The sequence below is a fragment of the Cohnella baijiui genome, from assembly GCF_020731285.1.
Taxonomy (GTDB): Bacteria; Bacillota; Bacilli; order Paenibacillales; family Paenibacillaceae; genus Cohnella.
This window is the reverse complement of sequence record NZ_JAJFOW010000064.1, coordinates 1-23,258: the sequence shown is the minus strand read 5'-3', so window position 1 is coordinate 23,258 and position 23,258 is coordinate 1. Positions and strand designations below refer to the sequence as shown.

Sequence of the window (23,258 nt, the reverse complement as noted above, 5' to 3'; positions counted from 1 at the left end):
GCTTCATTCAAATATGTCTGATTTAAGGTCTTGACATCGTACCGCTGCTCTCTTGATTCACATTGTATTGGAGCTGTGGTACATTTGAAAAGTAGTTACATTTATGTGCAATAGTTTCAAAAAATGAACTATGGAGGGGATAGGCAATGATGGATCGATCCTGCCCGGGCACCGTCGAGCCGATCATGGAGATATTGGACAGCAAGTGGATGCTGCTGCTCCTGTTCGAATTGTTCAACGGAACCCGCCGCTTCGGAGAGCTGCGCCGCAAGCTGCATCCCATCAGTCCGAAGACGTTGACCGACCGCCTGCGGCTGCTGGAGGAGAAGGGCATCGTCACGCGTACGCTGTATCCCGGCGTCCCGCTGCACGTCGAATACGAACTGACCGAGTGCGGGCTGGGCTTGCAGCCGATTTTTGCCGCGATGTGGACGTGGACCCAGGAGTACGGCGGCCATTTGCGGAAGGATGCGGATGAGCGCCAGGAAGCAAAAGGTTGAGCGAAGAAGGCGCGAGAGATTGTTGACTGAACGTCCGAAAAGGATGGATTGACCGTTTCGCGCTTCTGGATTATTTTAGGTTCAATAAGGGAAGAAAGGGAGAACGCCCCATGACTTCATCAATGGAACGCGAAGACCGTTTGCCGTCGGCCGAGGCCGGGATGCAGGAGATGGCTCCGGCGCCGGAAACGATCGACGAGAAGCAGGAGAAGGTTCGAAAGTACAACATCCTCAACCCGTTGGCCCGAAAGGGTCAGACGGTGCTCGTCGGCTCCTCGCTGATGGAATTTTTCCCGATCAACGAACTGCAGCAAGCCCTGGATCGCTCCTACTGCATCTATAACCGGGGAATCGCCGGCTATGTGACGACGGAATTGCAGGCATCGCTGGACGCCTGTATCTTCGAGCTGGAACCCTCCAAGATCTTCATCAACATCGGGACCAACGATATCAGCTTGCCGGATTACCGGCTGGAGCGGCTGATCGAGAACTACGACGACATTCTGACCCGCATCGCCCGGAGGCTGCCGGATTGCCGGGTATACGTCATGGCGTATTACCCCGTGAACGCCGAGGCGGAATTTCCCTTCGTCCCCCGGGCTTCGATGGAAGAGGTGTTCCGGCACCGGACGAACGAAGCGATCCGGGAAGCGAATCGCGCGATCGAGCAACTGGCGGCGAAGCACGGCTATGCCTATATCGACGTGAACGAGGGACTGACGGACGCGCAGGGAAATCTCAAAGCGGAGTACGCGACCGACGGGATTCATATGCTGCCGAACGGGTATGCCGTCGTACTGAACAACCTGCAGAAGTATCTGTAGCTCTATGTTGCGGAGATCAGGGGCTGGGAGGGGAGGCGGTATGCCGATGACGGACTTTAGCGTAAAGCCTCTGGAGGAGAGCACTTGGCCGGATTTTGCCCGATTGGTGGAAAAGAACAACGGCGTCTGGGGCGGCTGCTGGTGCATGGCGGTTCACCCGGAAGGCGTCGGGCGGTCCAAGACCGTTGCCCAAAACCGGTCCGAAAAAGAGCAGCGCGTACGGGAAGGCCGGGCCCATGCCGCGCTCGTGTACGACGGTGCGGAAGTCGTAGGCTGGTGCCAATTCGGAGCGCCGGACGAGCTGCCGCGCATCAAGCACAAACGGGAGTACCAGAAGGGTCTCGGGATGCTGCCGGACTGGAGAATCACGTGCTTTTTCGTCGATCGGGCATACCGGGGCAGAGGCATCGCCTCCCTCGCGCTGGAAGGCGCCTTGCGGGAAATCGCGCGACTCGGCGGAGGAATCGTGGAGAGCTACCCCGAGGACGTCGAAGGCCGATCGGTGTCGGGCTCTTTCCTCTACAACGGGACGCTGTCGGTCTTGGAGCGCCAGGGATTTCAAAGAGTCCGCAGGCTCGGAACAAACCACTGGGTCGTGGCTAAGACGGTCGACGCTGGGCCGCCTGGAGCAGCTCGATGAAGTGCTGCGCCTGGGGCGACAAGCGGTGATGCTTCAGCCAGAGGAGTCCCACCGGCGAAGACATCCCGGCGGCATCGTCGATTTGGCAAGCCTGGATCGGATAGCCGGGATACCGGTCCAGCAGCGTTGCCGGGACGATCGATCCGCAGAAGCCGGAGGAGACCAAGCTCATCAAGAGCGAGATGTCCGAGCACTCGCCGAGGAGCCGGGGCTCGAGACGATGCTGGGAAAAGACCCGCAGGATCAAATAATGCACGCCGAGCCCCCGCGTGCTGGGCAGCATGAGAGGAACGTTCTCCAGCTCGGCGAGGGACACCTTCGGGCCGAACGGCGCCTCTCGCTCGGACGCAATCCAGTAGAATGGCTCATCGTACAGATGGAGCAGGGACAAGTCGTCGTCCAGCTCCAGCGGCAGCCGGACGAACGCCAGTTCGACCTCCCGGTCGCGCACCAGTCGGCAGAGCCGGGCGGATTCGTTTTGGTGAATTTGATAGGTGACCTTAGGGTAACGTTGCTGGAACAGATGGAGAATCTCGGGCAGCTCCGCCACAGAGAAGGTGTTTACTCCGATCGACAATCTGCCCCGGGCTCCGCTGCCGGCTTCCTTCACCTGCGCCGCGGCCTCGTCCATGAGCTGAACCATCTGCAGCGCGTAGGCGTACAGCATGTTCCCCGCATCCGTAACCTCCAAATATTTGCCGCTGCGTTCCACCAGCCGGGTGCCGAGCTCGCTTTCCATCGCTTTCAGCTGCTGGCTGAGCGGCGGTTGGGAGAGATGGAGCCGCTTGGCGGCGGCGGACACCGTCCGTTCCTCCACGATTGCGATAAAGTAGCGCAGCTGCCGGATGTCCATTGCCCGGTCCTCCTTCTTCTATATGAAAAAGCTAAGCGAATCCAATGTTTTATATATTTTTCATTCGGATATCCTCATGATAGCATAAGGTTGTCAAAGGATGCTTGCCTGACTAAGGATGGAAAAGGAGGGTTTGCGTTTGATCAACGATATCGATCTGCTGCATCTGCGGCGCTGCGTCGAACTGGCGGAAGCCGCATTGGAAGCCGGAGACGAGCCGTTCGGGTCGATGCTGGTCTCGGCGGGCGGAGAAGTGCTGGCGGAGGATCACAACCATGTCGCGGGCGGCGACCACACCCAGCACCCTGAGTTCGCATTGGCGCGGTGGGCGGCTCAGCATCTGACGGTGGAGGAACGAGCGCAGGCGACGGTGTATACGTCGGGCGAGCACTGCCCGATGTGCTCGGCGGCCCACGGCTGGGTCGGATTGGGCCGCATCGTCTATGCGAGCTCCTCCGCGCAGCTGGCGCAATGGCTGGACGAGCTCGGGGTCGCCCCCTCGCGCGTCCGCAACCTGCCGATCCGCGAAGTCATTCGGGATGCGGTCGTAGACGGCCCCGTGCCCGAGCTCGCCGAGCAGGTGCGGGAGCTTCATCGTCGGTTCCGCGCGGGCGGGCGGTAAGCGTCACGCGAAAGCTGCAGTTGGAGCGATTGGATTAGTTATGAGGGAATCCGATTGCGGTGGGAGAAGAGTAAGAGCCGGGAAGCCGCGTCGGACGCGGGCTTTGGGGCTGCGACAGGTTGCTGAGAGGCGGGCTGTTGCGGCCCTCTTTGCGATTTTCGTTCAACAGCTTGCAAACATGATGTCGGAGAAAGTATTCTCTCCGAAAGTGGTTGCCGTATCTAATCACTTGTTTATGCGATACCGCAGATGTTAAAATCGCAATAGAAAGACCGAGTGCTGCGAACACTCGGCCTATATAATTGGCTTGGATGGGTTTCCCTTCTAAGCTGAAAAGGGCAAAAACCCACCTTTGGCGCTAACCTTGGGGTGGGTTTTTACTTTCTCTTGTAGTTATTCGCGATGTATGTTAAAAGAGCAATAACAAAGGTTAAAAAAGCAATCATGATGAGGATTGCATCTTTTATTTCCATGGCCTCACCTCCTTTCGAAGGGAAACCATGCCTACCCAAGGTTCAATTGTACAACTTTATCTTGACGTTTATTCGAAATGCGATCAAGCGTTCTTATCGTGCGGCGAGCATTTGAAGAACTTGAAAATTAGATTATTTTCTTTTTATAAATAAATGGAAAGAGGAAGAAAACATCTATCCATATAGACACAAAGAAGGCTGGACCCTCCCTGCATCGGGGGAGGACTCAGCCTTCTTATTTGATTGAGGTCAACGGATTTAGTTTCATCAGAGGTCCTTTAATTAGCCCAAGAAAGCAATAGAACGTTTTACTTTCTTTGCAAATGCAATGGGGTTATCGATCGACTCCCAGTGGATATACATGAGACGCGGGTTCTCAAACAACCAGTGGTTATGGACTGCCGTTACTGTAACCCCGTTTTTGCGAAGATTGGACAGCAATCGGTTGACTTGGTTTTGGAAGAGGGCCGTTTCCCCTAGACAGAGCGCGCGTCCCGAACGATCTAGTGATTCAAACGAGAACAGTTGATAACGAACCAAAGGAGATGTAGTTCGTCTCCCTAAAATAGCGGCGTTAAATTTCCTGTTTCTAGTAACGAAACAAACAGGTCCTTTTGTAATCGAATGCTCGGTTCCACCTAAAATGGTTGAAAATTGGTTACACAGCCTTATAAAGCGGGGGCTTGCTTTCACTTGTTCTGCCATATGAAAAATCATCCTTTCATTTGTTATTCAAATACAACCTCAGAGCTTAGCTATTAACCCAAGAATGCAATGGATTCCTTGGTTCTTCTAGCAAACGTAACAGGATTCATAATGGCCTCCCAATGCATATACATTAAACGCGGGTTTTCTTTTAACCAGTGATTATGAATCGCAGTCACTTTAATCCCGCGTCTACGGAGATTTGAGATCAATCGATTCACCTGATTTTGATGAACGGCAGTCTCACCCAAACAAAGCGCGCGGCCCGACTTATCAAGAGATTCAAATGAGAACATTTGCATTTGAACCAACGGGGAGCGTGTTCTTCTACCCAAAATCGATTCCCTCAGGTTCGTCATCCGCGTGACAAAACAAACCGGCCCTTCATCAACTTCGGATACGCCTCCCAGGATCTTTCCAAATTGAGTACAAAGTCTTTGGAATTGTGGGCTTACTTTCACCTTTTGTGCCATATACATCCTCCTTTGATCGTCTTCCGGATAACATATGATCCAAGTGAAAAAACGAATTGGACAAAACCCCCCTAATGTTACAAAAATAAACAGGAGAAGGACTCGAATCTCAAGTCCTTCTCCTGTTTATTCTATCAAGCGGTTATTCCCCATCGTCTTCATGCAGATGATTGATAATCCTGTGATTTTGCTTTTTTTTAGCGCCCATCATCATTTTCCTGGCAATCGTATAACCAATAAGATAAGTCGCTGCTGAGGTATTGCCGTCCACAGTAAATGGGATAATCGACGCATCTGCAACCATTAAATCCCTTACCCCATGAACTTCGCCTCGTCGATCAATTACCCCCCTCGGTTTAAAGGGGCCATACGTAATGATCCTTGTTGATGATGGTTATATTCCATCTCATTGATGAAATGTCATTTGTGCATGCCCAACATGCAATGGAACAACCTGAACAGGGATCGCCCTTTATGCATGCAGGCCCTGATGGTGTTACCGTCTGGTGGAAAGGTAAATTCATTTGCAGCAGCTCGATCGAGGCATTAAGAGAAACAGAACTCATTTGGAAAGATCCGTTTCTGCCGATCGACTTGTTCTCGGAGGATTGGGATTCACTGCTTTCTGCGCTGCTCACGCAAAGCCGTTATATTGGCTCGGACATGGCTATTAACGAGGGTGCATTAAGAGAGGGCGCTAAGCTGGATTCTGATTTCGATTCCGCCATTAATGAGTTAATGGACTCCGGCCTCGTAGAAAAAGGTAAAGGAGGCTACAGAATCGGAATCAAAGGTGAGGTGTTGCTTCGATTGATGGGCGTGCTCTGGCGGGCAACCGGAAAACCCGGCAGCATCTCTCATGCATCTCTGCCGGGTTCCGAAGAATATGACAATTCTATTTCCTGATCTTGCAGGCCGACTCATTTTTAAACCCTATACTCACCTAAACGTAAGTACCTGAACCAAAAGTGCATACTTCCGGATCGGCGGCAGGGCCCTTATGATACTCCTACAAGCATATCTGCATCAAAGGAGGGTCAAGCCTTGAAGACGCTGATCGTCGTAGCGCATCCCAACATCGAAACTTCCGTGGTCAACAAGCGGTGGGTAGAGGAGCTTCGCCGCTACCCCGAGAAGTATACGGTTCATGAGCTGTATCGGCAGTACCCCGGCGGCAATATTGAGGCGGAACGGGAGCAAAAGCTCATCGAAGCGCACGACCGTCTGGTCCTGCAGTTTCCGATCTACTGGTTCAACTGCCCGCCGCTGCTGAAGAAATGGCTGGACGACGTGTTTGCTTACGGATGGGCCTATGGCTCCCGGGGGGACCGTTTAAAAGGCCGGAAGGTCGGCCTCGCCGTATCCGCCGGCATCCGGGAGGAGGATTACCGGCCGGAGGGGAGATACCGCTATACGCTCAGCCAGCTGCTGACGCCGTTCGAGACGACGTTTCGGTATTGCGACGCGGATTACCGCTCGTTCTTCGCGTTTTACGGCATGGAGGCGGAGCCCGGCGGGAACGTCCCCGGCGAAGAAGCCGAGTCGCCCGGGGCCAAGCTGGACAGGAGCGCGCAAGAATACCTGCCATTTATCGATCGAATGTAAAAGCGAAAAGAAGGTTCTCCTCCTCGGAGAGCCTTCTTTATGATTGCGCCATCAGGCCTGCCGTTCTTCCGCGGCCCCGGGCGCGTACCGGCTGTTGGCCTCTCCCCAGTTGCACAACATGTTCATGATCGGAATAAGGGTAAGGCCGCGCTCGGATAGGGAATATTCGACCTTGGGCGGGACTTGGGGGAATTCCCTGCGAACAATCAGGCCGTCCGCCTCCAGCTCCTTCAGCATGATGCTGAGCGTTTTAAAGCTGACGTTGCCGATGCTCCGCTTCAGTTCGTTGTGCCGCATGATCTTGTTTTCCCAAAGCCAATACAGAATGATCATTTTATACTTGCCGCCGATAACGGACAACGTATAGCCGAAGCCGGTGTCTTTGGGCTCCGTGCCGGTCGGAACACAGGTTTTGCTCACCGCGGTCACGCTCCTTTAGGCCAGTATAAAATAAGCGGTACGGGCAAGCCAAGGTGCGGTAACATCCGCAATCGGTAAGAAACCGCCGCCAAGCTTGTATGCTACAATGCTGAAAATAGACGTAGACAAAGGAGTGGACGGAATGGCAAGTAACGTGCTGTTCATTCAAGGTGCCGGGGAAGGGGCTTACGAGGCCGACCGACAACTCGTTTCGAATCTGCAACAGCTTCTTGGGGACGGCTATCGGATCCATTTTCCGCGCATGCCCGACGAAAGCAGGCCGAACGGAGAGGCGTGGATCGCGCAAATCCGAATCGATCTCTCTGCTTATCCCGGCGCAACGATCCTGATCGGACATTCGTTTGGCGCATCGATGCTGTTGAAGTATGTGTCGGAAGGAAAGCCGGATCATTCCGTGGCGGGCCTGTTCCTGTTGGCCCCTCCTTATTGGGGTCCCGAAGGTTGGGACGTCGAAGCGTTCGCCTTGAGAAGCGATGCTGCGTCCGCCATCTCCGACATCCAGCCAGTTACCTTTTATCACTGCCGCGACGATGATATCGTGCCGTTTTCCCACCTGGGCCAGTATGTGAAGACCTTCCCGCAGGCGATCGTACGGGAGTTCGAAGGGCGCGGGCACTTGTTCGGCGAGGACATGTCCGAGGTAGCTCAGGATATTCGGAATTTGCAGTAAGCGCGGTCGATGCGAAGCATGCGATGCGTGCGGTTGGTGCGATGCGTACGTATTTTGCAATAAGCGCGGAAGTTGCGATCGGTACGAATTACATTTAACGGTTGCCTTAGCGGCTATCCATGGGACAAATTCGCTTTGAAAAATCTAACGGTTCTGAGAGAGGCTATTCAGACAAACTAGACCGTTTTCGGTGAATTTCCGCCAAATAAGCTCGCCAGCAACCGTTAGAATCAGAAATGGGGCATTTCGAGCAGAATAAGCGCGATTGCAACCGTTAGAGATTTTTCCGGATTACCCGTTCGACAAGGAGGCGAAGATGCGATTCAGATCGTTCACCGCCGCTTGTTCCGCGTCCTCCCGGAGCGTCAGCTTGTCCGAATGCGGTTGGCGGAGGCGCCGATACAGGCGAATGCTCGCCTGCAGCGCGCGATAACAGCTCTCGGCGCCGTAGGCGGGGACGGTTTCGACCAGTTCGGGGATTGCGTCCGGCGAATGCTGCTCCAGTTTTCGGACTCCCCGGGGAGGTCGTCCCTGACCGGCCAGGATCATGGGGCCTAGCACCGTGCCGCGCAAATAAGCGATCAGGTCCATCACCTCGAACAGTTCTCCCCTTCCCAGCTTGACGGCCCCGTAGTGGACCCATACCCAGAAGCGGTCTTCGATCCATTGCAAATCGAGCTGCGGCTGACTTGCCTGGGTACGCCCAAGGATCGCGCCGATCTCGGGCGTCCTCTCCCAGAGGATGACGGGATCCTCGATGCGGGATTCAAGCTCTGCAGGCGTCACGAATTTGAAGTCTACATGCAGCGGAGCCGGACCGTATAAACTGATGATCAAGCGAGGTTCGCCGACATGTTCCCCCGTAAACGCGGCAAGCAGGTGCCCCAGGCCCTCTGCGATTTGCAGGCGCTGAGCCATGATTTCATCCCGGAATTCGGGCTTGTAAACGACGATCAGATCCAGATCGCTGTAGGCATCCATTTCGCCCTGCATCATGGATCCGCCTGCAAGAAGTCCGACGAACCGATCGTCCTGCATGAGGATCGGTTGGATCCGTTCGATAAAGCGCTCGTGCAAAGTGATATTCAACGCTCCCACTCCTTTTAAACGGTACCCATAAAATGGGTATTACGACAGAGTATCATGGCGCGGATACCGTGTCAATGCAAAAGGGACGGTCGCCAAGCGGCCGTCCCTTCGATTAACTTCCATGGGGATGCGCTTGGATGTGCCGGGCAACCCGTTCGCCCAGCTCCGCCGAGGCTTGATGCAGATAGCCCAGCACGAAACGCTGCGTCTCCGGGGAGATACCCGCCAGATCGCCGGCGAGATTGTCGACCAGGTGCTCCTGCTGCACCGGCGGCAGACTCTGATAATACTGGCCGGCCTGGGTGAAGTTATCCGGCTTGGACAGGTCGGCCCGGACAAGATGTCCCTCCACGTACCGGCCGCTGCCGCTGGTCACGAGGGAGTCGGGCGACCAGTGCTCCTGATGGTTGATCGGAACCTTGCGGAATTCCGGCCCGATCCGCCGCCGCTGCGAGTCCCAATAAATATTGGCGCGTCCCTGCAGCATTTTGTCGTCGGACAGCTCGGCGCCGTCCAGCAGGTTGGAGGGCGAGAAGGCAATCTTCTCTACCTGCTCCATATAATTGTCGGGGTTGCGGTTCAGGACGAGCCGGCCGACCGGCATCAAGGGGTACCGCCGTTCGTCCCATATCTTCGTATCGTCCAGCGGATCGAAGGGCAGCATGGCCTCGTCCCGGGGATTCATGAGCTGCACGTAAAGGCCGTATTCTACGGTCCGGCCCGCCGCGAGCGTGTCATACAGATCCTTGCCCGCGTAATCCGGATTTTCCCCGGCGAGCCGCGCCGCTTCCTGGCGGTCGATGTATTGCACACCCGCAGCCGGAATCCAGTTGTACTTCACGTACGTGCGCGCCCCTTGGGCATTGCTCCAGACGTAGGTGTTGACGCCGTGGCCCGGGATATGGCGAAGGCTCTTGGCCGTACCCGCGTCCGAATAGAGCCGGACAAGAAAATGCGTGGCCTCGGGCGCCCGGGCAATAAAGCTCCAGAAGCGTTCGGGATCGATCAGGTTGTTGATCGGCGAAGGCGACAATGCCTGGATGGACTCGGGAAACCGCATAGGGTCCCGGACCAGGAATACGGGAATGTGGTTGCAGAGGAGATCGAACACGCCATGATCCGTATAGAATTTGGTGGAGAATCCCCGCACGTTGCGGGAAGTGTCGGGTGTTCCCTTGTTGCTGACGGCCAGGGAGAACCTTACGGTGACGGGCACCTGCTGCCCCGGCTGCTGCAGGAAGCATAGCCGGGTGTATGCAGCCATGGATTGTACGGTCTGGAAGTAGCCGAATGCGCCATAGCCCTTCACGTGAACGGGCCGCTCGATGATTTTGCTATGTACAAACGTCTCCAGCGTCTCATGCAAAACGTTGTCCTGTTCCAGTACGGGGCCGCGGTTCCCGACCGTTTGCGAATGATGGGCAGCCGTCATATCCCCAGCCCAGGGGAGGGGAGGGTGCGCGTATCCCGGGGGATAAACGTTTCCGGGCTGCTGCCACGGCGACCTCGACGAAGCCTGCCCGGGCGTTTCCTTCTTTTCGTTTCCGTCCATGGATCTGCCTCCCATGCCTCTAGTCAAAGCTCCGGTACACTATGACTTATGCGGCGTTTCCAGGCGTTTATGACCAAATGACGATCATCGCGTACGCCGCTCGGATCAAAAATGCCATTGCAACTTGAAGCGGAATCGTTTATTATGGACACCGTAGGTCCACGTTATTGATGATCTAGAGAAGGGAGGAGGGAAACTTGCAGTTCTCCAAAAGCACGGATTATGCTCTGCACGCCTTAATTCATCTGGGACACGCGGAACGTTGCAGCAACGTCGGGATCAAGGAATTATCCGGGTCACTCGGTGTTTCCGAAAGCTATTTATCCAAAATCATGTCCAAGCTGAGGCAGGATGGAATCGTACGTGCTGTGCCAGGGGTGAACGGCGGTTACGAGCTTGCACGGGCGGCGGATCGGATTACGTTTCTGGATGTGATTCAAGTGATGGAAGGTAGACAGAAGTTGTTCGAATGTTCCAATACGAATTCGCGGCAGCATCGGTTGTTGGCGGAAGAGGGGACTGCCCGGCGGGAGCGGGACAAGGAGCGTACGGGAAAGAACGAATGTTTGGTCGAGAAGGTGATGGAGGGCGCGGAACAGCATCTGCATCAATACTTGCGGGAACGCACGATCCAGTCGGTATTGGATGAGGCGTTCAAGCGTTGCAGCCACGAGGCAAACAAGAAGTGATGAACTTCTTGTACACTAATTATGGATATCCTAGATCCGCGTATAATAGAATATGAGCTTGGAGGAGAAACTGATGATCGATGTTAATTCTATGAAGCGCGGTCCGATCATGGTCGCACTGATCGTCGGAATGTTCGTCGCCGCTTTGAACGAGACGCTAATGGGCAATGCCCTCCCCGAATTGATGAAATCGTTCGGCGTGTCCGCGACGACGATCCAATGGCTTTCCGCCGCCTATTTGCTCATCGTCGGCGTGCTCGTTCCGGTGACGGCGGTATTGCAGCAATGGTTCACGACCCGGCAAATGTTTCTGTCGGCGATGAGTCTGTTCTTCGTCGGCACGGTCGTCTCGGCGGTATCGCCGGGATTCGGCGTGCTGCTGGCGGGGCGGATTATTCAGGCGATCGGGACCGGCATGATGCTGCCGCTTACGATGAACGTCATCATGACCATTTATCCGCCGGAAAAGCGGGGAGGCGCAATGGGGATGTTGGGGCTCGTCGTCATGTTCGCGCCGGCGATCGGTCCGACCATTTCGGGCCTGATTGTTGACGGACTTTCATGGCGTTGGCTGTTCTACCTCGTGCTGCCGCTTGCGTTGCTCTCGATGATCGTCGGGATTGCTTTCATGAAAAACGTGTCGGAAGTCACGAAGCCGCGGGTAGACCTCTTGTCCATCATACTGTCAACCATCGGCTTTGGCGGAATCGTCTATGGGTTCAGCAAGGCCGGTGAACTGGGGTGGTCGGTGCCGGAAGTGATTTGGACCATTGCGGCGGGAGGCGTCGCCCTGGCACTGTTCGTTTGGCGGCAATTGCTGCTCAAGGAGCCCATCATGGATTTGCGGGCGTTCCGGTATCCCATGTTCGCGCTTGTCGCGGTGCTGCTGTTCGTGCTTCTAATGACATTTTTCTCGTCGGCGATCATGCTTCCCATGTTCATGCAGGGCGTGCTGATGATGACGGCATTCAAATCCGGTTTGATCCTGCTTCCCGGGGGAGTTGTGAACGGGGTTATGGCCCCTATCTCAGGCAAGTTGTTCGACAAGTTTGGGCCTCGCGTTCTTGTCATCCCCGGGCTTGTCATTGCCGCCGCCTCGTTGTGGCTGTTCACCCGATTCGACGAAGCGACGACCACCGGCTTCCTCGTCGCCGTGCACATCGCGTTGATGATTGGCGTCGCGCTCGTCATGATGCCCGCGCAGACAGCCGGGCTTAACCAGCTGCCGCGCCATCTCCACCCGCACGGGACGGCGATCTTGAACACGCTGCAGCAGGTGTCGGGCGCAATCGGAACGGCCCTGTACATCAGTATGATGTCGGGCGGACAGAAACGGTACTTGAGCGAAGCGAGCGATCCTCAGTCTCCGGCGGAAATAGCCAAGGGGCTGGCGGTCGGCATCAACAACGCGTTCTGGATCGGCGTCTTCATCGCGCTCATTGCGCTCGTGCTTGGTCTCTTCCTCCGCAAAGGAAAATCGCCGGCACTTGAACAGACGGAAGGCTGACAATGGCCGTCCCGTCTAGGGAAATTATCAACCATAAGGAGCGAGAAACGATGATGAACGATTTTTTCAATGCAGCCCTCTGGGAGCAAGCGTGGAAAGACGATTCCGATACCGCCGCAAAGAAGATGAGAAGTGCCGGAATCGATCCTGCCAGATCTTTTGACCACAAGGCCAAGTCATTTCATGAACAATCGTTTAACGAAGAGGGAAGAAAACGAACCAAACGAATCATCAACTGGCTTGAGGGACAAGGGGTTCGATTCGAAAACGCCTCCGTTTTGGATATTGGCGCCGCATCGGGCGTATTCTCGGTGCCGTTCGCGGAGCGAGGGGCCCGCGTAACGGCCGTGGAGACCTCTCCCCCGCAGATCGAATTGCTGGAAGAAAGCATCTCGAAGTTCGCCGAAGACCAGGTGAAAATTGTTCCCGAAAAGTTTGAAGATATCGATGTGCAGACCAAAAGCTGGAGCCAGGCCTTCGATCTCGTCTTTGTCTCGATGTGCCCGGTCGTTCACGATTGGGACAGCGTGGAGAAGATTCTCCAGTGCGCTCGGAAATTCTGCTATATCAGTATGCCGGCAAGTCCTCCGGAGAACAGCTTGGTGAATGAAATCTGGCCGCTCGTCACCGGTCAGCCCTTCCATGCGAAACATATGGAAATGGGGTATCTGCTGCACCTGCTCTATCTGAAAGGTTATGCATACGAATCCCTTATCACCCGGGAAACGAAAACGACGGAAGTCTCCAGAGAAGCGGCGCTTCAAGAAGCGATGACTTGGCTACACCATCGCCGCCTGCCTGAAGACGAGCGGAATCGGAGCATCATTGCCGACTATTTGGAGCAAGCCTATCCGTCCGGCAAAGTCATCATCCGGGAGGGCGGACGTTTCGGCAAAGTGCTGATTCGATTGCAGGATCAGAACATGTATACGAGAGAGATTTAATACACGAAATGCCGATCGCCTATGCGCACGCGGATGGCCGATCTCGCGTCGGGCGCAAATGGGGAGAGATACAAATAGCCGGGCTGCGTGACTTCATCCAAGAGGTACGCGGATTGGTCGCTCTCGGGACGACGGTACCGGTTCAAGCCGGCAATGATCGTGGCTGCCGGCACGATGCCGAAAGGATGCCCGTAATAAAGGTCGTCCTCGATCTTGACGACGTTCTCGCCGCGCCATTGAGGGGTATCGGGGGAAAAATCCGGATTTTTGAAATAAAGCAAGTCGCCGGGAAAAGACTCCGTTCCCGATCGGGTCGTCAACCGCAGATTCTCGTTACCCTCCCAGTCATACAGAACCAAATCGGCGAAGAGGCGGTTGAAATCGGACTCCGCAATCGAATCGAGCACTCCCTTGTATACCACGATGACGCTGGCGGTCGCGCATTCGGTGGCGTATTTGCCGCCGTTATTGAAAATATCCCGGATTCCCGCAGCCGGCGTGCTGCCTTCCTTGATCCGGAATCCGCCGAACCCCGTTAAATCCCAAAATTGCTCGTTGCATTTCGCGTTTTTGAAGGTGGCAAACCGCAAGCCGCTGGAGCTTAAAGCATCGGCCGCGGCGACGATGGCGGCCCTTAGCGCCATTTCGAAACGCAAATGCTGAACGGATTGATAACGGTAGGTAACCGCGCTGTTCTTTTTCTGCTCGTAAATTTGGATCGCAACGGGAGACCATGAGGCCGTATCCACGGGCATATCGGTATTGGAAATCGTAATGATAGGAATCCTCCTCCTTTCCAGGCGCCGCGGCCTATCCCGATACAGGGTTTACCTTAAGTTATGTTGAGACGGCTTAAAACAGTAGTACGCGAAATCATCTTGCTTGAGGGAACTCGTTGGGGCTGGGATCGAAATATCAAAACGAAAACTCGCCCATATTGCGGCGAGTTTCGTTTTGATCCGGAAGGAAGCTTTTTTAATCAAGGGTGTTTTTCATAGCCTTATACATATTGGCTGTATATTCGTCGACTTCATCTCGCGACATGCGCAAGCGATCGACGGAAGTGCCATATCCAATTTCTGATTTACCCTCTTCTAATCCTTTAAATATGCCATCTGCGAAGGCATCCAATGGTTCTCCATGCGTATGCAATCCTGCTCCGCCTAAGTCCGTATTCACTGCTGTAGGAGCAACTTCAATGACTTCTACGGACGTGTCGGAAAGTTGATGTCTCAGGCTCATTGTAAAAGAATGAAGCGCGGCTTTTGTCGTGAGATTGCGCCAATGCTGGGGAAGCCCTTCCTTTAACGTATGGTTCTCGCTGTAGAAGTCGATCGAGTACCAGATCCCCTCATCCTGCAAGACGAAGCTCATGGCGACTTCCGGGAGGTGCCAGTCGTAGCTTTGGATCTCGGAAAACGGTAAATGTCAAGCGGGAAAGAGCGCCAAACCGTAACGCAGCCTCACATTACCCCAAAAATCTAACGTTTGTTGACTGCGGACTCATGTTTTTTGTCTAGAAAGGAGCAAACGACTTTCTATACAATGACATCAACGAAATCAAGATGATCAGGATCTGAAAGCGCGTACAAACGGAATGCGAGCAAACGCAAGGAGTGGGCGAACATGGACATGAAGAGCGGGCGAAAACGCTTGCGAACGCGCTGGCGCACACAGGATACCGAACTGACGCTTCTGGCCTTACCGACGACCGTCTGGTACATCTTGTTTTGTTTCCTGCCGATGTTCGGCCTCGTGATCGCCTTCAAGAATTTCAAGATCCACGGGGGTTTTCTGAGCAATGTCATCCATAGCGATTGGATCGGCTTCAAAAACTTTGAATTTCTGTTCAAGTCGAACGACGCTTGGGTCGTGATCCGTAATACGCTGGGCTACAATTTGATCTTCATCGTGCTGAGCATCGCGGTACCCGTCACGTTGGCGCTGATGATCGGTCAGCTGCATAGCGGCAAGGCCGGCAAAATCTATCAAACGCTGATGTTCCTGCCGTACTTCCTCTCCTGGGTCGTGGTGTCCGCCATTGTGTGGGCATTTCTAAGCTTCGACAAAGGGATCGCCAATCAAATCTTGGACAGCCTGGGCAAGGACCCGGTGAACTGGTATATGGAACCGAAATATTGGCCGTACTTCCTGGTGTTCATGAACGTATGGAAGGGCCTGGGCTATGGGATGGTCATTTACTTGGCCACCATCACCGGCATCGACAGCACGTACTACGAGGCTGCCGTCATCGACGGCGCATCCAAGTGGCATCAGGCGCGATTCATTACCCTGCCGCTCATGAAGCTCGTCATCGTGATGATGTTCATCTTGGCCGTAGGCCGCATCTTCTACACCGATTTCGGCTTGTTCTTCCAAGTGCCGCGGGATTCCAACTCGTTGTTCAATGTAGCGACCACGGTGGACGTTCTGGTGTATAAGCAGCTCAAGACCGCTACGGTAGGCATGGCTTCGGCTTCCGCATTCGTACAGTCCGTAATGGGTTGCGTGACCATTCTGATTGCCAACTGGATCGTGCGTCGCGTAGACCGAGAAAGCGCAATGATGTAAAGGAGGATGCGGGAAATGTCATCAAGCGCGAAATTCGAATCGGGTCTGGACAAATTCAACCGGATCCGAACCGGCACAAACGTCATCTTCCATCTGATTTTTATCCTACTGGCGCTGCTATGCCTGATCCCTGTCCTCGTGGTGCTGTCTATCTCGCTGACCAGCGAGGATTCCATTCGCAGCAGCGGGTACCATCTCTTCCCGGCGGCTTTCTCCGGAGAGGCGTATCATTATATCGCGCAGCAAGGAACGATGATCACGAAGGCGCTCGGCATCTCCGTGCTCGTGACCGGCGTCGGCACCGTGCTGGGCGTGTTGCTGACGACGTCGATGGGGTATGTCCTGTCCCGGCCGCAATACAAGCTGAAAGGGCTGCTGACCTGGATCGTCTTCATCCCGATGGTGTTCAACGGCGGTTTGGTGTCCAGCTACTATATCAACTCGAATTTGCTGGGTCTGAAAGATACGATATGGGCGCTCATTCTGCCTTTGGCCGTTTCCTCCTTCAACGTCATCATTTGCAAAACCTTCTTTCGCAGCACGATTCCGGACGCGCTCATCGAATCCGCCGAGATCGACGGCTCGAGCCAGCTGCGCATCTTCTTCTCGATCGTTCTTCCGATCTCGCTGCCGGTCCTGGCGACAATCGGCTTATTCCTCTGCTTCGCCTATTGGAACGACTGGTTCCAGTCCATGCTGTACATCAACAACCAAAGCCTGTACTCGCTGCAGGCGCTCTTGAACAGTTTGATGACCAACGTGGACGCCCTTGCAAAGAATGCCTCCAGCATGGGGATCAGCTATGCGGAGCTGGTCGCCACCATGCCCAAGGAATCCGCGCGCATGGCCGTGGCCATCGTCATCGTGGTTCCCGTGGCTGTGGCCTACCCGTTCTTCCAGAACTATTTTATTTCCGGTCTGACGGTAGGCGCCGTAAAAGGCTAATCCGAAATAAACCGGGCTTCGTCCGGTTTATGATATCCGCCGACTGCAGACGGCGGGAATGAAGAAGGCTGAAGAACGCGATCAAAGGGAGGAAAACAGAAATGAAAGGGACAAAGAAGAAACTGCTTTCGTTCGGTGCCGCGGCACTCCTGGTCACCGCTCTTGCGGGCTGCGGATCCTCGAATTCTAATTCCGAGACCGCCAGCAATACGCCATCCGACGCCAACACGCCTGCCGATACGCAGACGGAAGCGACCAAGCCGGCCGATTCGGGCAATGTGCCTACGCTGGTATGGTGGACGATCGGCGGCCAAATGCCGGCCAACTTCGACAAGGCTATCGCCGCGATGAACGAATACACGGCCGAGAAGATCGGCGTGAAAATCGACATCAAGGTCGCAAGCTGGGGCGACTGGGATACGAAGATCAATACCATCGTGAACACCGGCGAGCCGTTCGACATCATGTTTACGAATAACAGCAAGTATAGCCAGCAAGTGGCCATGGGCGCGTTCGCCGACCTGACCGACTTGGTGCAAAGCGAGTCGCCCGATCTCTACAAGTTCATCCCCGAGAAGGTCTGGGACGGCACGAAGATCGGCGGAAAAATCTACTCCGTGCCGACGTACAAGGACTCGTCCCTGACCCAATACTGGGTGTTCGACGACAAGTACGTGCAGAAATACGGCATCGACACTGCGAGCATCAAGACGTTGAAGGACCTCGACAAGCCGTTCCGCGATATGAAGGCAGGCGAAGGCAAGAGCTTCTACCCGTTGTCGCTCACCCAAGGCGACGGATTTAACGGATTCTTCAACGGGTACGATGATATGACGCTCGGTCTGGCACCGATCGGCGTTAAAGTCGACGACGCTTCCCGCAAAGTCGTCTCCGTGCTGGAGCAGCCGGACGTCATGGACGGTCTGAAGCAGCTGCATCAATGGTATAAGGATGGGATAATCAATCCGGATGCGCCGACCAAAACCGAAGCGGACAAGGGTCGCCCGTTTTTCGCGGCGCAGGCGTTCCCTGGCGCGGAAACGAACTGGCAGATCACGGAAGGTGTTCAGAAGTACGACATGTTCCAAATCTTCGGCCCGATCTATACGACGAGTACGATCCAAGGCTCTCTGAACGCCATCTCGGCCAACTCGAAGTATAAGAACGAAGCGTTGAAATATCTGCAGCTGGTCAATACGGATCCGAAGCTGCGCAACATGCTGGCCTTCGGCGAACTGGGCGTCGACTATGACAACGTGGACGGCGAGAAAGTGATCGAGCGCAAAACGGATACGTGGCCGCTGGCCGCGTATACGCAAGGAACGTTCTTCGACCTGGCTGTCACGAAAGGCGCGCCGGTCGATCAGTGGGATCAAGTTCGCAAGCTGAACGATCAAGCGACATCCTCCACGAACCTGGGCTTCGCGCTGGACATCGGCAAGCTGAGCACCGAAGTGGCCAATACGAAAGCGGTCTGGGACAAATACCGGTACGAGCTGCTTACGGGCGCTTCCGATCCGGAGAAGATGGTACCGAAGATCGTGGCGGAACTGAAGGGCGCAGGCATGGATACGATTACGAAGGCCGCCCAAGAGCAAATCGACGCGTATTTCAAATAAGTCTGGCAGGCAGCATTCAGAAAACCCGAACGGGGAGGGCCGTTCGGGTTTTCTGCCACAAAAAGAGAGGATTGAATTTAGCGATCGCGACGTAATATGGTTGAACGGTGGGGTGGGACAAAAGCCTATTCGCAAAGGAGACGCCGCATGCGTTCATTTATGCAAATCAAGATCTATCGCGGCAAGTTCATTGCATATGCATTATCCGTGGTGCTCATCGGCCTGGCCCTCGGCGCGCTCACCTGCGCGGTACTGCTGGACCAATGGGTGGGCAATTCTCGGAATGAGGCTGCCGGGGCGTTCGCTCGGGTGGAAAATTCCCTTCAGTACGATGCCGACCGAATCGAAGCGTTCATGCAGCAGGTGTACTCCAACAGCGGACTGGTGTCCGACATTCGCAGTTTCTTGGGAAATAACGCGGAAGGCTATTTGACGAGCAGGCTGCAAGGCAGCCACTATAATCGGCCGCTCGTCTCCTTTCCCGACGACATGAAGTCCTTTCTGAGCAACGGGGGCAAGGGAGACGTCACGCAAGTCAGCTTGCATACCGAGCAAGAGGGCAACGTGGTGAGCTTCGACAGCAACGGCAACACGAGCTTTCAATTCCGATTGCCCAATACGGACGAAACGTTCCGCGAGACAATCCAAAAAGGCTTCGTCTACCACAAAAAGCTGTCGGATCCGAACCAAATCTCTCGCCAGTTGGGTGAATTTCGATTCCTGGTCAGCAGCGACCGGATTTTCCAGACGGTGCAAAATTCCCATTTGGACGAAGCTGCGGCAGTCAGCGCTGCCGGAGACGTGTATCTGATCGGCGGCAGCGGCCGCAGCACGGAGGAGCTGGTCCGCCGGGTTGTGGCGGACGGCCGCGCGCACGGCTTTCTATCGACGGGACTCGCGGACCGCGCGTATTTTGTGGCGTTCCACTCCAACGAGTTCGATTTCCGGTTCGTCAGCATCGTGGATGTGGGCTCGCTGATCCGTCAAAAAGCGAATGTGCTGCTCATCGTGTTTCTCATCGTGCTGGCTGCGATGATCTGCGTCCTGCTGCTCATCGTATATAATCTGCGCGAGGACGCGAACTTCCTGCGGCGGATTATCTTGTCCATCGGACGCGCGAAGACGGCGAATTTTACGTTGGTTAGCCCGGCACGCTACCGGAGGAACGAATACGGCATGATCGCCCGGGAGTTGGACGATATGATCCATCAGCTCGATCGGCATATCCGCACCAATTATCTCCTCAAACTCAAGCAGCAAGAGACCGAAATGAAAGCGCTTCAGAATCAAATCAATCCTCATTTTCTATATAATACGCTCGAGGTGATTCGTTCCTCCGCGCTGGTGAACAGCGCCGACTACACCTCGGATGCCATCGCCACCTTAGGAGCGCTGTACCGTGATATCGTCAAGAACGACAATATCATTTCGCTCGGCAGCGAGTTGGAATTGCTCCAAAAGTACTTGAAACTCATGGAATTCAAATATCCGGACCGGTTTTATTATCAGTTCCATGTGGAATCGGCGTTAATGTCCCTGCCCACCGTGAAATTCTGGCTGCAGCCGTTGGCGGAAAACTTTTTCGTTCACGGCTTTGACCCGGCGAGCGAGTACAACCTGCTTATCGTGAACGGCTGGGAGGAAGAGGATCGCTTCGTGCTGGAGATCGTGGACAATGGAGACCGGATCTCTGAACAGCGCTTGATCGAAATCAGAAACAAGCTCGCCAGCGACGACGACGCCCCGGTGGATAGCATCGGCCTGCGCAACGTGTATACCCGGCTGCGCTTCTTCTATGGGGTCGGCTTTGCCATGAAGATCGACAACAACGAGGAAGCCGGCGTTAAAATAGCCGTAATCCTATCCAAGGAGGCGACGAACGATGTACAAGCTGCTGATCGTGGATGACGAACCGCAGATTTTGGAGGGCATGAAGCGGACGCTGGACTGGGCGAAATACGGATTTAGCCGCATCGAGACGAGCGAAACGTATGAAGGCGCGATTTCAAAGGCGGTGGAGTTATTGCCGGATCTGGCGATCTTCGACGTATGCATCGGGAAGCATCGCGGTTATGATGCCATCCACAAGCTCAAAGAGCTGCGTCTTCCTTCGAATTATATTATCATGAGCGGCTATGGCGAATTCCAGTATGCGCTGGAGGCGATTCGCTGCGGAGCCAAAGATTACTTGCTCAAACCCGTCGAACGTTCGAAGCTGCAGCAGCTGGTCGAGAAAATTATCGTCGAAGATTTGCACGGTACGCTGGAAGGGGTGGACCGCGGCGACCAGGACACGGATCCGGTGCTCGGCGTGCGCTACGACAGCCTGTCCAAGCTGACCAATCGCATTCTGTTAATCGTCAAGGCGGAGTACGCCCAGAATTTGAGTTTGAAATCGGTCGCGGAACGGTTTCGCATGAATGGAACGTACCTCGGGCAGCTCTTTCTCAAGGAAACGCAAAAGAAGTTCTCGGAATATCTGATGGCCTACCGGATGCTTCGCGCCCGGGAGCGCATTCAGTCTACGGACGAGAAGATCATGTACATCGCGAGTTCCGTCGGTTATCCCAACCTGAACTATTTTTATTCTCATTTCCACGCGTATTTTGGCAAATCGCCCTCGGATCTGCGAAGAAAGGAATAACGCCGCCATGCGACAACAACGGAATTGGCGCCGTCACGCCGCATCCTTCGCGCTCGTATTGATGCTAACGCTGCCTATAACCGGCTGCTTCTCCGCATCCGACAACGGGGTGAGCACCGCGACCTCCGGCGATATGGTGAATTTGATCTATTACACGATCGGTGATTCCGACAAGGACCTTCAGATGGTCAACGACAAGATCAACGAGGTCCTGGCCAAGAAAATCGGCGTTACCGTCACGTATATCAAGGTGGGCTGGCAGGAGTACGAAAACCGTCTGAACACCCTCGTGTCGGCGGGGACGCCATTTGACATCGCGTTTGCGCCGGAGTACTCGACCTACGCGCAGCGCGGCGCGTGGCTGAAGCTGAACGACTATCTGTCCACGGTAGGGAAGGAGATGTATGACGCGATCGACCCGGTGTTCTGGCAAGGCGTGCGGATGGAGGACGGCGGCATCTACGGCGTGCCGACCAATAAGGAGCTGGCCGTGCGCGATCAGTGGATGTACCCGGAGGCGCTGGTCAAGAAGTATCGGATCGACATCTCCAAGTACACGACGCTGGAATCCCTTGAGCCGCTGTTGCGGATGATCAAGCAGAAGGAACCGACCTATCAGCCGATGGAGCTCGACAAGGACTCGCAAAACTTCTTCGCCTTGGACGGCTACCAGTACGTATTCGAGAAGACGCTTCCGCTCATGGTGCGCGTCCTTGATCCCCATGCTCCGGTCGTGAATATTTTCGAGACCGAAGAAGCCCGGAAGGTGCTGGACCTGCTTCGCCGCTATTACGCGGAAGGTTATATCAATGAGGACGCGGCCATGCGGGAAAGCCAAGGGCTGAAGCGGGGCGCGTTGGTATTCTGGAAAGCAGCGGGGGGCGGCCCGCTCGCGGAAAACAGTTGGAGCAAGGATCGCGGGTACAAGCTGGTGGCTTATCCGGTAACCCCCGCGCTGATTACGACCGAATCCACGCGAGGAGGAGTCATGGCCGTCAGCGCGGATACGAAGCATCCCGTCGAAGCCGTCAAGTTTCTCAATCTGCTGAACACGGATTCCGAGGTGCGCAATCTGTTCAATTTCGGAATCGAGGGCGTGCACTACACGCTGGACGGCAACGGTCAGGTGGTGCCCGGTCCGCCCAAGGACAAAGCCGGCAATCCGATCCCTGACGCCCAGCCAAGCTATGCAGGCGTGCAGTACACCCAGGGCAATTGGTTCATCTTGAAGACCATGGGCGGGGAGTTCCCGGATCCGTTGGATAAATGGGATCAGTTCCGCGCCGGCAACAAGCAAGCGGTCGTGTCGAGCACGCTGGGCTTTACCCCGGACTTGTCCCGGATGCCCATCCAGATGCAGAACATCCAGATGGTCTGGGAGAAATACTTTCCCAGCTTGATGACGGGCAGCGTGAACGTGGATTCGGTGCTGCCGAAGTTTAACCAGGAGCTTCGGCAGGCGGGCATCGACGAGGTGCGGTCCGAGGTGCAAAGGCAGCTGGACGACTGGAGAGCCGCCCATTCGTAATCCGGAAAAAGCAACTTCGGCACCGACTCCGGCTTGGCGACTTATTTCCTAAAATGACGCATTCCCGTCCGTTAAATGACGCATTCCGTCGTTGGCCTCTTTTCTGGAGCAAATCGCCCTTATTGCTGTACGAATGGTATATCGTGCCATAGCGGGGTCCCGGGTTAGCCTCGAACGAGTGATCGGTTTGGAACATGGCCATGCTAGCGGTTGTCACAGCGCTTAATCGGCCCAAAAAACGGAGGTTTCTTTTCTAACGGTTGCATGCGCGCTTATTTGGACAAAACAGCCCCTCTGCCTACGAAAAAACCAGAAATTTTGCAAACAAAGTGACATCCTTTGCTTGTTCTCCTGCAACTGCGTC

25 protein-coding genes and 1 pseudogene are annotated in these 23,258 nt (G+C 55.0%); 16 read left to right on the top strand and 10 right to left on the bottom strand.

The window, feature by feature from the left end; genetic code table 11:
• The first annotated feature begins 146 nt into the window (after positions 1-146).
• From LKX83_RS30585 to LKX83_RS30575, 3 genes are all read left to right on the top strand, one after another.
• On the top strand, positions 147-500 hold the full coding sequence (locus LKX83_RS30585) for a winged helix-turn-helix transcriptional regulator (RefSeq protein ID WP_227886835.1): 354 nt from the start codon (positions 147-149) through the stop codon (positions 498-500).
• Between the two features lie 110 nt (positions 501-610).
• Positions 611-1,324 carry an SGNH/GDSL hydrolase family protein gene (locus LKX83_RS30580; protein ID WP_227886833.1) on the top strand — a complete coding sequence of 238 codons (714 nt, stop codon included), beginning with the start codon at positions 611-613 and terminating at the stop codon, positions 1,322-1,324.
• Between the two features lie 46 nt (positions 1,325-1,370).
• Entirely contained in the window at positions 1,371-1,964 is a 594-nt protein-coding gene (locus LKX83_RS30575) for a GNAT family N-acetyltransferase (protein ID WP_227886830.1), read from the top strand.
• On the opposite strand, the gene LKX83_RS30570 is transcribed toward LKX83_RS30575, so the two are convergent.
• Positions 1,924-2,817: a LysR family transcriptional regulator gene (locus LKX83_RS30570; RefSeq protein WP_227886828.1), complete on the bottom strand. Its 894-nt coding sequence runs from the start codon at positions 2,815-2,817 to the stop codon at positions 1,924-1,926. The genes LKX83_RS30575 and LKX83_RS30570 overlap by 41 nt on opposite strands.
• A 139-nt stretch (positions 2,818-2,956) precedes the next feature.
• On the opposite strand from LKX83_RS30570, the gene LKX83_RS30565 reads away from it, so the two are divergent.
• Entirely contained in the window at positions 2,957-3,439 is a 483-nt protein-coding gene (locus LKX83_RS30565; protein ID WP_227886827.1) for a nucleoside deaminase, read from the top strand.
• Between the two features lie 377 nt (positions 3,440-3,816).
• Here the strand turns inward: LKX83_RS30565 and LKX83_RS30560 are convergent, their stop codons facing one another.
• The 4 genes from LKX83_RS30560 to LKX83_RS34555 form a co-directional block, all read right to left on the bottom strand.
• A complete protein-coding gene (locus tag LKX83_RS30560; RefSeq protein ID WP_227886825.1) occupies positions 3,817-3,912 on the bottom strand; it encodes a putative holin-like toxin in 96 nt (31 codons plus the stop codon).
• Between the two features lie 282 nt (positions 3,913-4,194).
• The gene (locus LKX83_RS30555; RefSeq protein ID WP_227886823.1) at positions 4,195-4,617 is read right to left on the bottom strand and encodes a DUF1259 domain-containing protein; all 423 of its coding nucleotides are present in this window, start codon (positions 4,615-4,617) and stop codon (positions 4,195-4,197) included.
• 53 nt (positions 4,618-4,670) lie between these two features.
• Positions 4,671-5,090, bottom strand: coding sequence for a DUF1259 domain-containing protein (locus LKX83_RS30550; protein WP_227886822.1), 420 nt, complete (start codon positions 5,088-5,090; stop codon positions 4,671-4,673).
• 142 nt (positions 5,091-5,232) lie between these two features.
• Positions 5,233-5,394 carry a hypothetical protein gene (locus tag LKX83_RS34555; RefSeq protein ID WP_370639156.1) on the bottom strand — a complete coding sequence of 54 codons (162 nt, stop codon included), beginning with the start codon at positions 5,392-5,394 and terminating at the stop codon, positions 5,233-5,235.
• An 83-nt stretch (positions 5,395-5,477) separates the two neighbouring features.
• Between LKX83_RS34555 and LKX83_RS30540 the strand changes: the two genes are divergently transcribed.
• Entirely contained in the window at positions 5,478-5,996 is a 519-nt protein-coding gene (locus tag LKX83_RS30540) for a winged helix-turn-helix domain-containing protein (protein WP_227886819.1), read from the top strand.
• A gap of 138 nt (positions 5,997-6,134) precedes the next feature.
• Positions 6,135-6,695 (top strand): NAD(P)H-dependent oxidoreductase, encoded by a 561-nt coding sequence (locus LKX83_RS30535; protein WP_227886818.1) that lies wholly within the window; start codon positions 6,135-6,137, stop codon positions 6,693-6,695.
• 51 nt (positions 6,696-6,746) lie between these two features.
• Here LKX83_RS30535 and LKX83_RS30530 read toward each other — a convergent pair whose 3' ends face one another.
• The gene (locus LKX83_RS30530) at positions 6,747-7,115 is read right to left on the bottom strand and encodes a winged helix-turn-helix transcriptional regulator (RefSeq protein WP_227886815.1); all 369 of its coding nucleotides are present in this window, start codon (positions 7,113-7,115) and stop codon (positions 6,747-6,749) included.
• A gap of 142 nt (positions 7,116-7,257) precedes the next feature.
• Here LKX83_RS30530 and LKX83_RS30525 point away from each other — a divergent pair, with 142 nt between their 5' ends.
• Positions 7,258-7,806, top strand: coding sequence for an alpha/beta fold hydrolase (locus tag LKX83_RS30525; RefSeq protein WP_227886813.1), 549 nt, complete (start codon positions 7,258-7,260; stop codon positions 7,804-7,806).
• 291 nt (positions 7,807-8,097) lie between these two features.
• On the opposite strand, the gene LKX83_RS30520 is transcribed toward LKX83_RS30525, so the two are convergent.
• Complete coding sequence (locus LKX83_RS30520; RefSeq protein ID WP_370639155.1) at positions 8,098-8,904, bottom strand: oxalate:formate antiporter; 807 nt, start codon at positions 8,902-8,904, stop codon at positions 8,098-8,100.
• A gap of 103 nt (positions 8,905-9,007) precedes the next feature.
• Positions 9,008-10,327: a catalase gene (locus tag LKX83_RS30515; RefSeq protein WP_227886840.1), complete on the bottom strand. Its 1,320-nt coding sequence runs from the start codon at positions 10,325-10,327 to the stop codon at positions 9,008-9,010.
• A 317-nt stretch (positions 10,328-10,644) separates the two neighbouring features.
• Here LKX83_RS30515 and LKX83_RS30510 point away from each other — a divergent pair, with 317 nt between their 5' ends.
• From LKX83_RS30510 to LKX83_RS30500, 3 genes are all read left to right on the top strand, one after another.
• Complete coding sequence (locus tag LKX83_RS30510; RefSeq protein WP_227886810.1) at positions 10,645-11,136, top strand: RrF2 family transcriptional regulator; 492 nt, start codon at positions 10,645-10,647, stop codon at positions 11,134-11,136.
• Positions 11,137-11,209: 73 nt separating this feature from the next.
• Positions 11,210-12,643 (top strand): MDR family MFS transporter, encoded by a 1,434-nt coding sequence (locus LKX83_RS30505; RefSeq protein WP_227886807.1) that lies wholly within the window; start codon positions 11,210-11,212, stop codon positions 12,641-12,643.
• Positions 12,644-12,696: 53 nt separating this feature from the next.
• Entirely contained in the window at positions 12,697-13,587 is an 891-nt protein-coding gene (locus tag LKX83_RS30500) for a class I SAM-dependent methyltransferase (protein WP_227886838.1), read from the top strand.
• Here the strand turns inward: LKX83_RS30500 and LKX83_RS30495 are convergent.
• A complete protein-coding gene (locus LKX83_RS30495) occupies positions 13,584-14,357 on the bottom strand; it encodes a protein-glutamine gamma-glutamyltransferase (protein WP_370639157.1) in 774 nt (257 codons plus the stop codon). The genes LKX83_RS30500 and LKX83_RS30495 overlap by 4 nt on opposite strands.
• A 205-nt stretch (positions 14,358-14,562) precedes the next feature.
• Positions 14,563-14,856: pseudogene (locus LKX83_RS30490) on the bottom strand (short-chain dehydrogenase); the annotation flags it as partial.
• A 357-nt stretch (positions 14,857-15,213) separates the two neighbouring features.
• Between LKX83_RS30490 and LKX83_RS30485 the strand changes: the two are divergent.
• From LKX83_RS30485 to LKX83_RS30460, 6 genes are all read left to right on the top strand, one after another.
• On the top strand, positions 15,214-16,158 hold the full coding sequence (locus tag LKX83_RS30485; RefSeq protein WP_227886804.1) for an ABC transporter permease: 945 nt from the start codon (positions 15,214-15,216) through the stop codon (positions 16,156-16,158).
• Positions 16,159-16,173: 15 nt separating this feature from the next.
• Positions 16,174-17,103 (top strand): carbohydrate ABC transporter permease, encoded by a 930-nt coding sequence (locus LKX83_RS30480; protein ID WP_227886802.1) that lies wholly within the window; start codon positions 16,174-16,176, stop codon positions 17,101-17,103.
• A 101-nt stretch (positions 17,104-17,204) separates the two neighbouring features.
• Complete coding sequence (locus LKX83_RS30475) at positions 17,205-18,722, top strand: ABC transporter substrate-binding protein (protein WP_227886800.1); 1,518 nt, start codon at positions 17,205-17,207, stop codon at positions 18,720-18,722.
• A gap of 147 nt (positions 18,723-18,869) precedes the next feature.
• A complete protein-coding gene (locus tag LKX83_RS30470) occupies positions 18,870-20,630 on the top strand; it encodes a sensor histidine kinase (RefSeq protein WP_227886798.1) in 1,761 nt (586 codons plus the stop codon).
• Positions 20,605-21,366 (top strand): response regulator transcription factor, encoded by a 762-nt coding sequence (locus LKX83_RS30465; RefSeq protein ID WP_227886796.1) that lies wholly within the window; start codon positions 20,605-20,607, stop codon positions 21,364-21,366. The genes LKX83_RS30470 and LKX83_RS30465 overlap by 26 nt, the downstream gene beginning before the upstream one ends.
• Positions 21,367-21,373: 7 nt before the next feature.
• On the top strand, positions 21,374-22,894 hold the full coding sequence (locus LKX83_RS30460; RefSeq protein WP_227886793.1) for an ABC transporter substrate-binding protein: 1,521 nt from the start codon (positions 21,374-21,376) through the stop codon (positions 22,892-22,894).
• The last annotated feature ends 364 nt before the right edge of the window (positions 22,895-23,258 follow it).

Bases quoted from the DNA above. Each gene is read 5' to 3' on its own strand.
- LKX83_RS30460 (WP_227886793.1), top strand. From the start codon at position 21,374: ATGCGACAACAACGGAATTGGCGCCGTCACGCCGCATCCTTCGCGCTC.
- LKX83_RS30480 (WP_227886802.1), top strand. From the start codon at position 16,174: ATGTCATCAAGCGCGAAATTCGAATCGGGTCTGGACAAATTCAACCGG.
- LKX83_RS30575 (WP_227886830.1), top strand. From the start codon at position 1,371: ATGACGGACTTTAGCGTAAAGCCTCTGGAGGAGAGCACTTGGCCGGAT.
- LKX83_RS30560 (WP_227886825.1), bottom strand. From the start codon at position 3,912: ATGGAAATAAAAGATGCAATCCTCATCATGATTGCTTTTTTAACCTTT.
- LKX83_RS30540 (WP_227886819.1), top strand. From the start codon at position 5,478: ATGATGGTTATATTCCATCTCATTGATGAAATGTCATTTGTGCATGCC.
- LKX83_RS30470 (WP_227886798.1), top strand. From the start codon at position 18,870: ATGCGTTCATTTATGCAAATCAAGATCTATCGCGGCAAGTTCATTGCA.
- LKX83_RS30485 (WP_227886804.1), top strand. From the start codon at position 15,214: ATGGACATGAAGAGCGGGCGAAAACGCTTGCGAACGCGCTGGCGCACA.
- LKX83_RS30585 (WP_227886835.1), top strand. From the start codon at position 147: ATGATGGATCGATCCTGCCCGGGCACCGTCGAGCCGATCATGGAGATA.
- LKX83_RS30570 (WP_227886828.1), bottom strand. From the start codon at position 2,817: ATGGACATCCGGCAGCTGCGCTACTTTATCGCAATCGTGGAGGAACGG.
- LKX83_RS30550 (WP_227886822.1), bottom strand. From the start codon at position 5,090: ATGGCACAAAAGGTGAAAGTAAGCCCACAATTCCAAAGACTTTGTACT.
- LKX83_RS30555 (WP_227886823.1), bottom strand. From the start codon at position 4,617: ATGGCAGAACAAGTGAAAGCAAGCCCCCGCTTTATAAGGCTGTGTAAC.
- LKX83_RS30505 (WP_227886807.1), top strand. From the start codon at position 11,210: ATGATCGATGTTAATTCTATGAAGCGCGGTCCGATCATGGTCGCACTG.
- LKX83_RS30475 (WP_227886800.1), top strand. From the start codon at position 17,205: ATGAAAGGGACAAAGAAGAAACTGCTTTCGTTCGGTGCCGCGGCACTC.
- LKX83_RS34555 (WP_370639156.1), bottom strand. From the start codon at position 5,394: ATGGTTGCAGATGCGTCGATTATCCCATTTACTGTGGACGGCAATACC.
- LKX83_RS30500 (WP_227886838.1), top strand. From the start codon at position 12,697: ATGAACGATTTTTTCAATGCAGCCCTCTGGGAGCAAGCGTGGAAAGAC.
- LKX83_RS30580 (WP_227886833.1), top strand. From the start codon at position 611: ATGACTTCATCAATGGAACGCGAAGACCGTTTGCCGTCGGCCGAGGCC.
- LKX83_RS30525 (WP_227886813.1), top strand. From the start codon at position 7,258: ATGGCAAGTAACGTGCTGTTCATTCAAGGTGCCGGGGAAGGGGCTTAC.
- LKX83_RS30465 (WP_227886796.1), top strand. From the start codon at position 20,605: ATGTACAAGCTGCTGATCGTGGATGACGAACCGCAGATTTTGGAGGGC.
- LKX83_RS30515 (WP_227886840.1), bottom strand. From the start codon at position 10,327: ATGACGGCTGCCCATCATTCGCAAACGGTCGGGAACCGCGGCCCCGTA.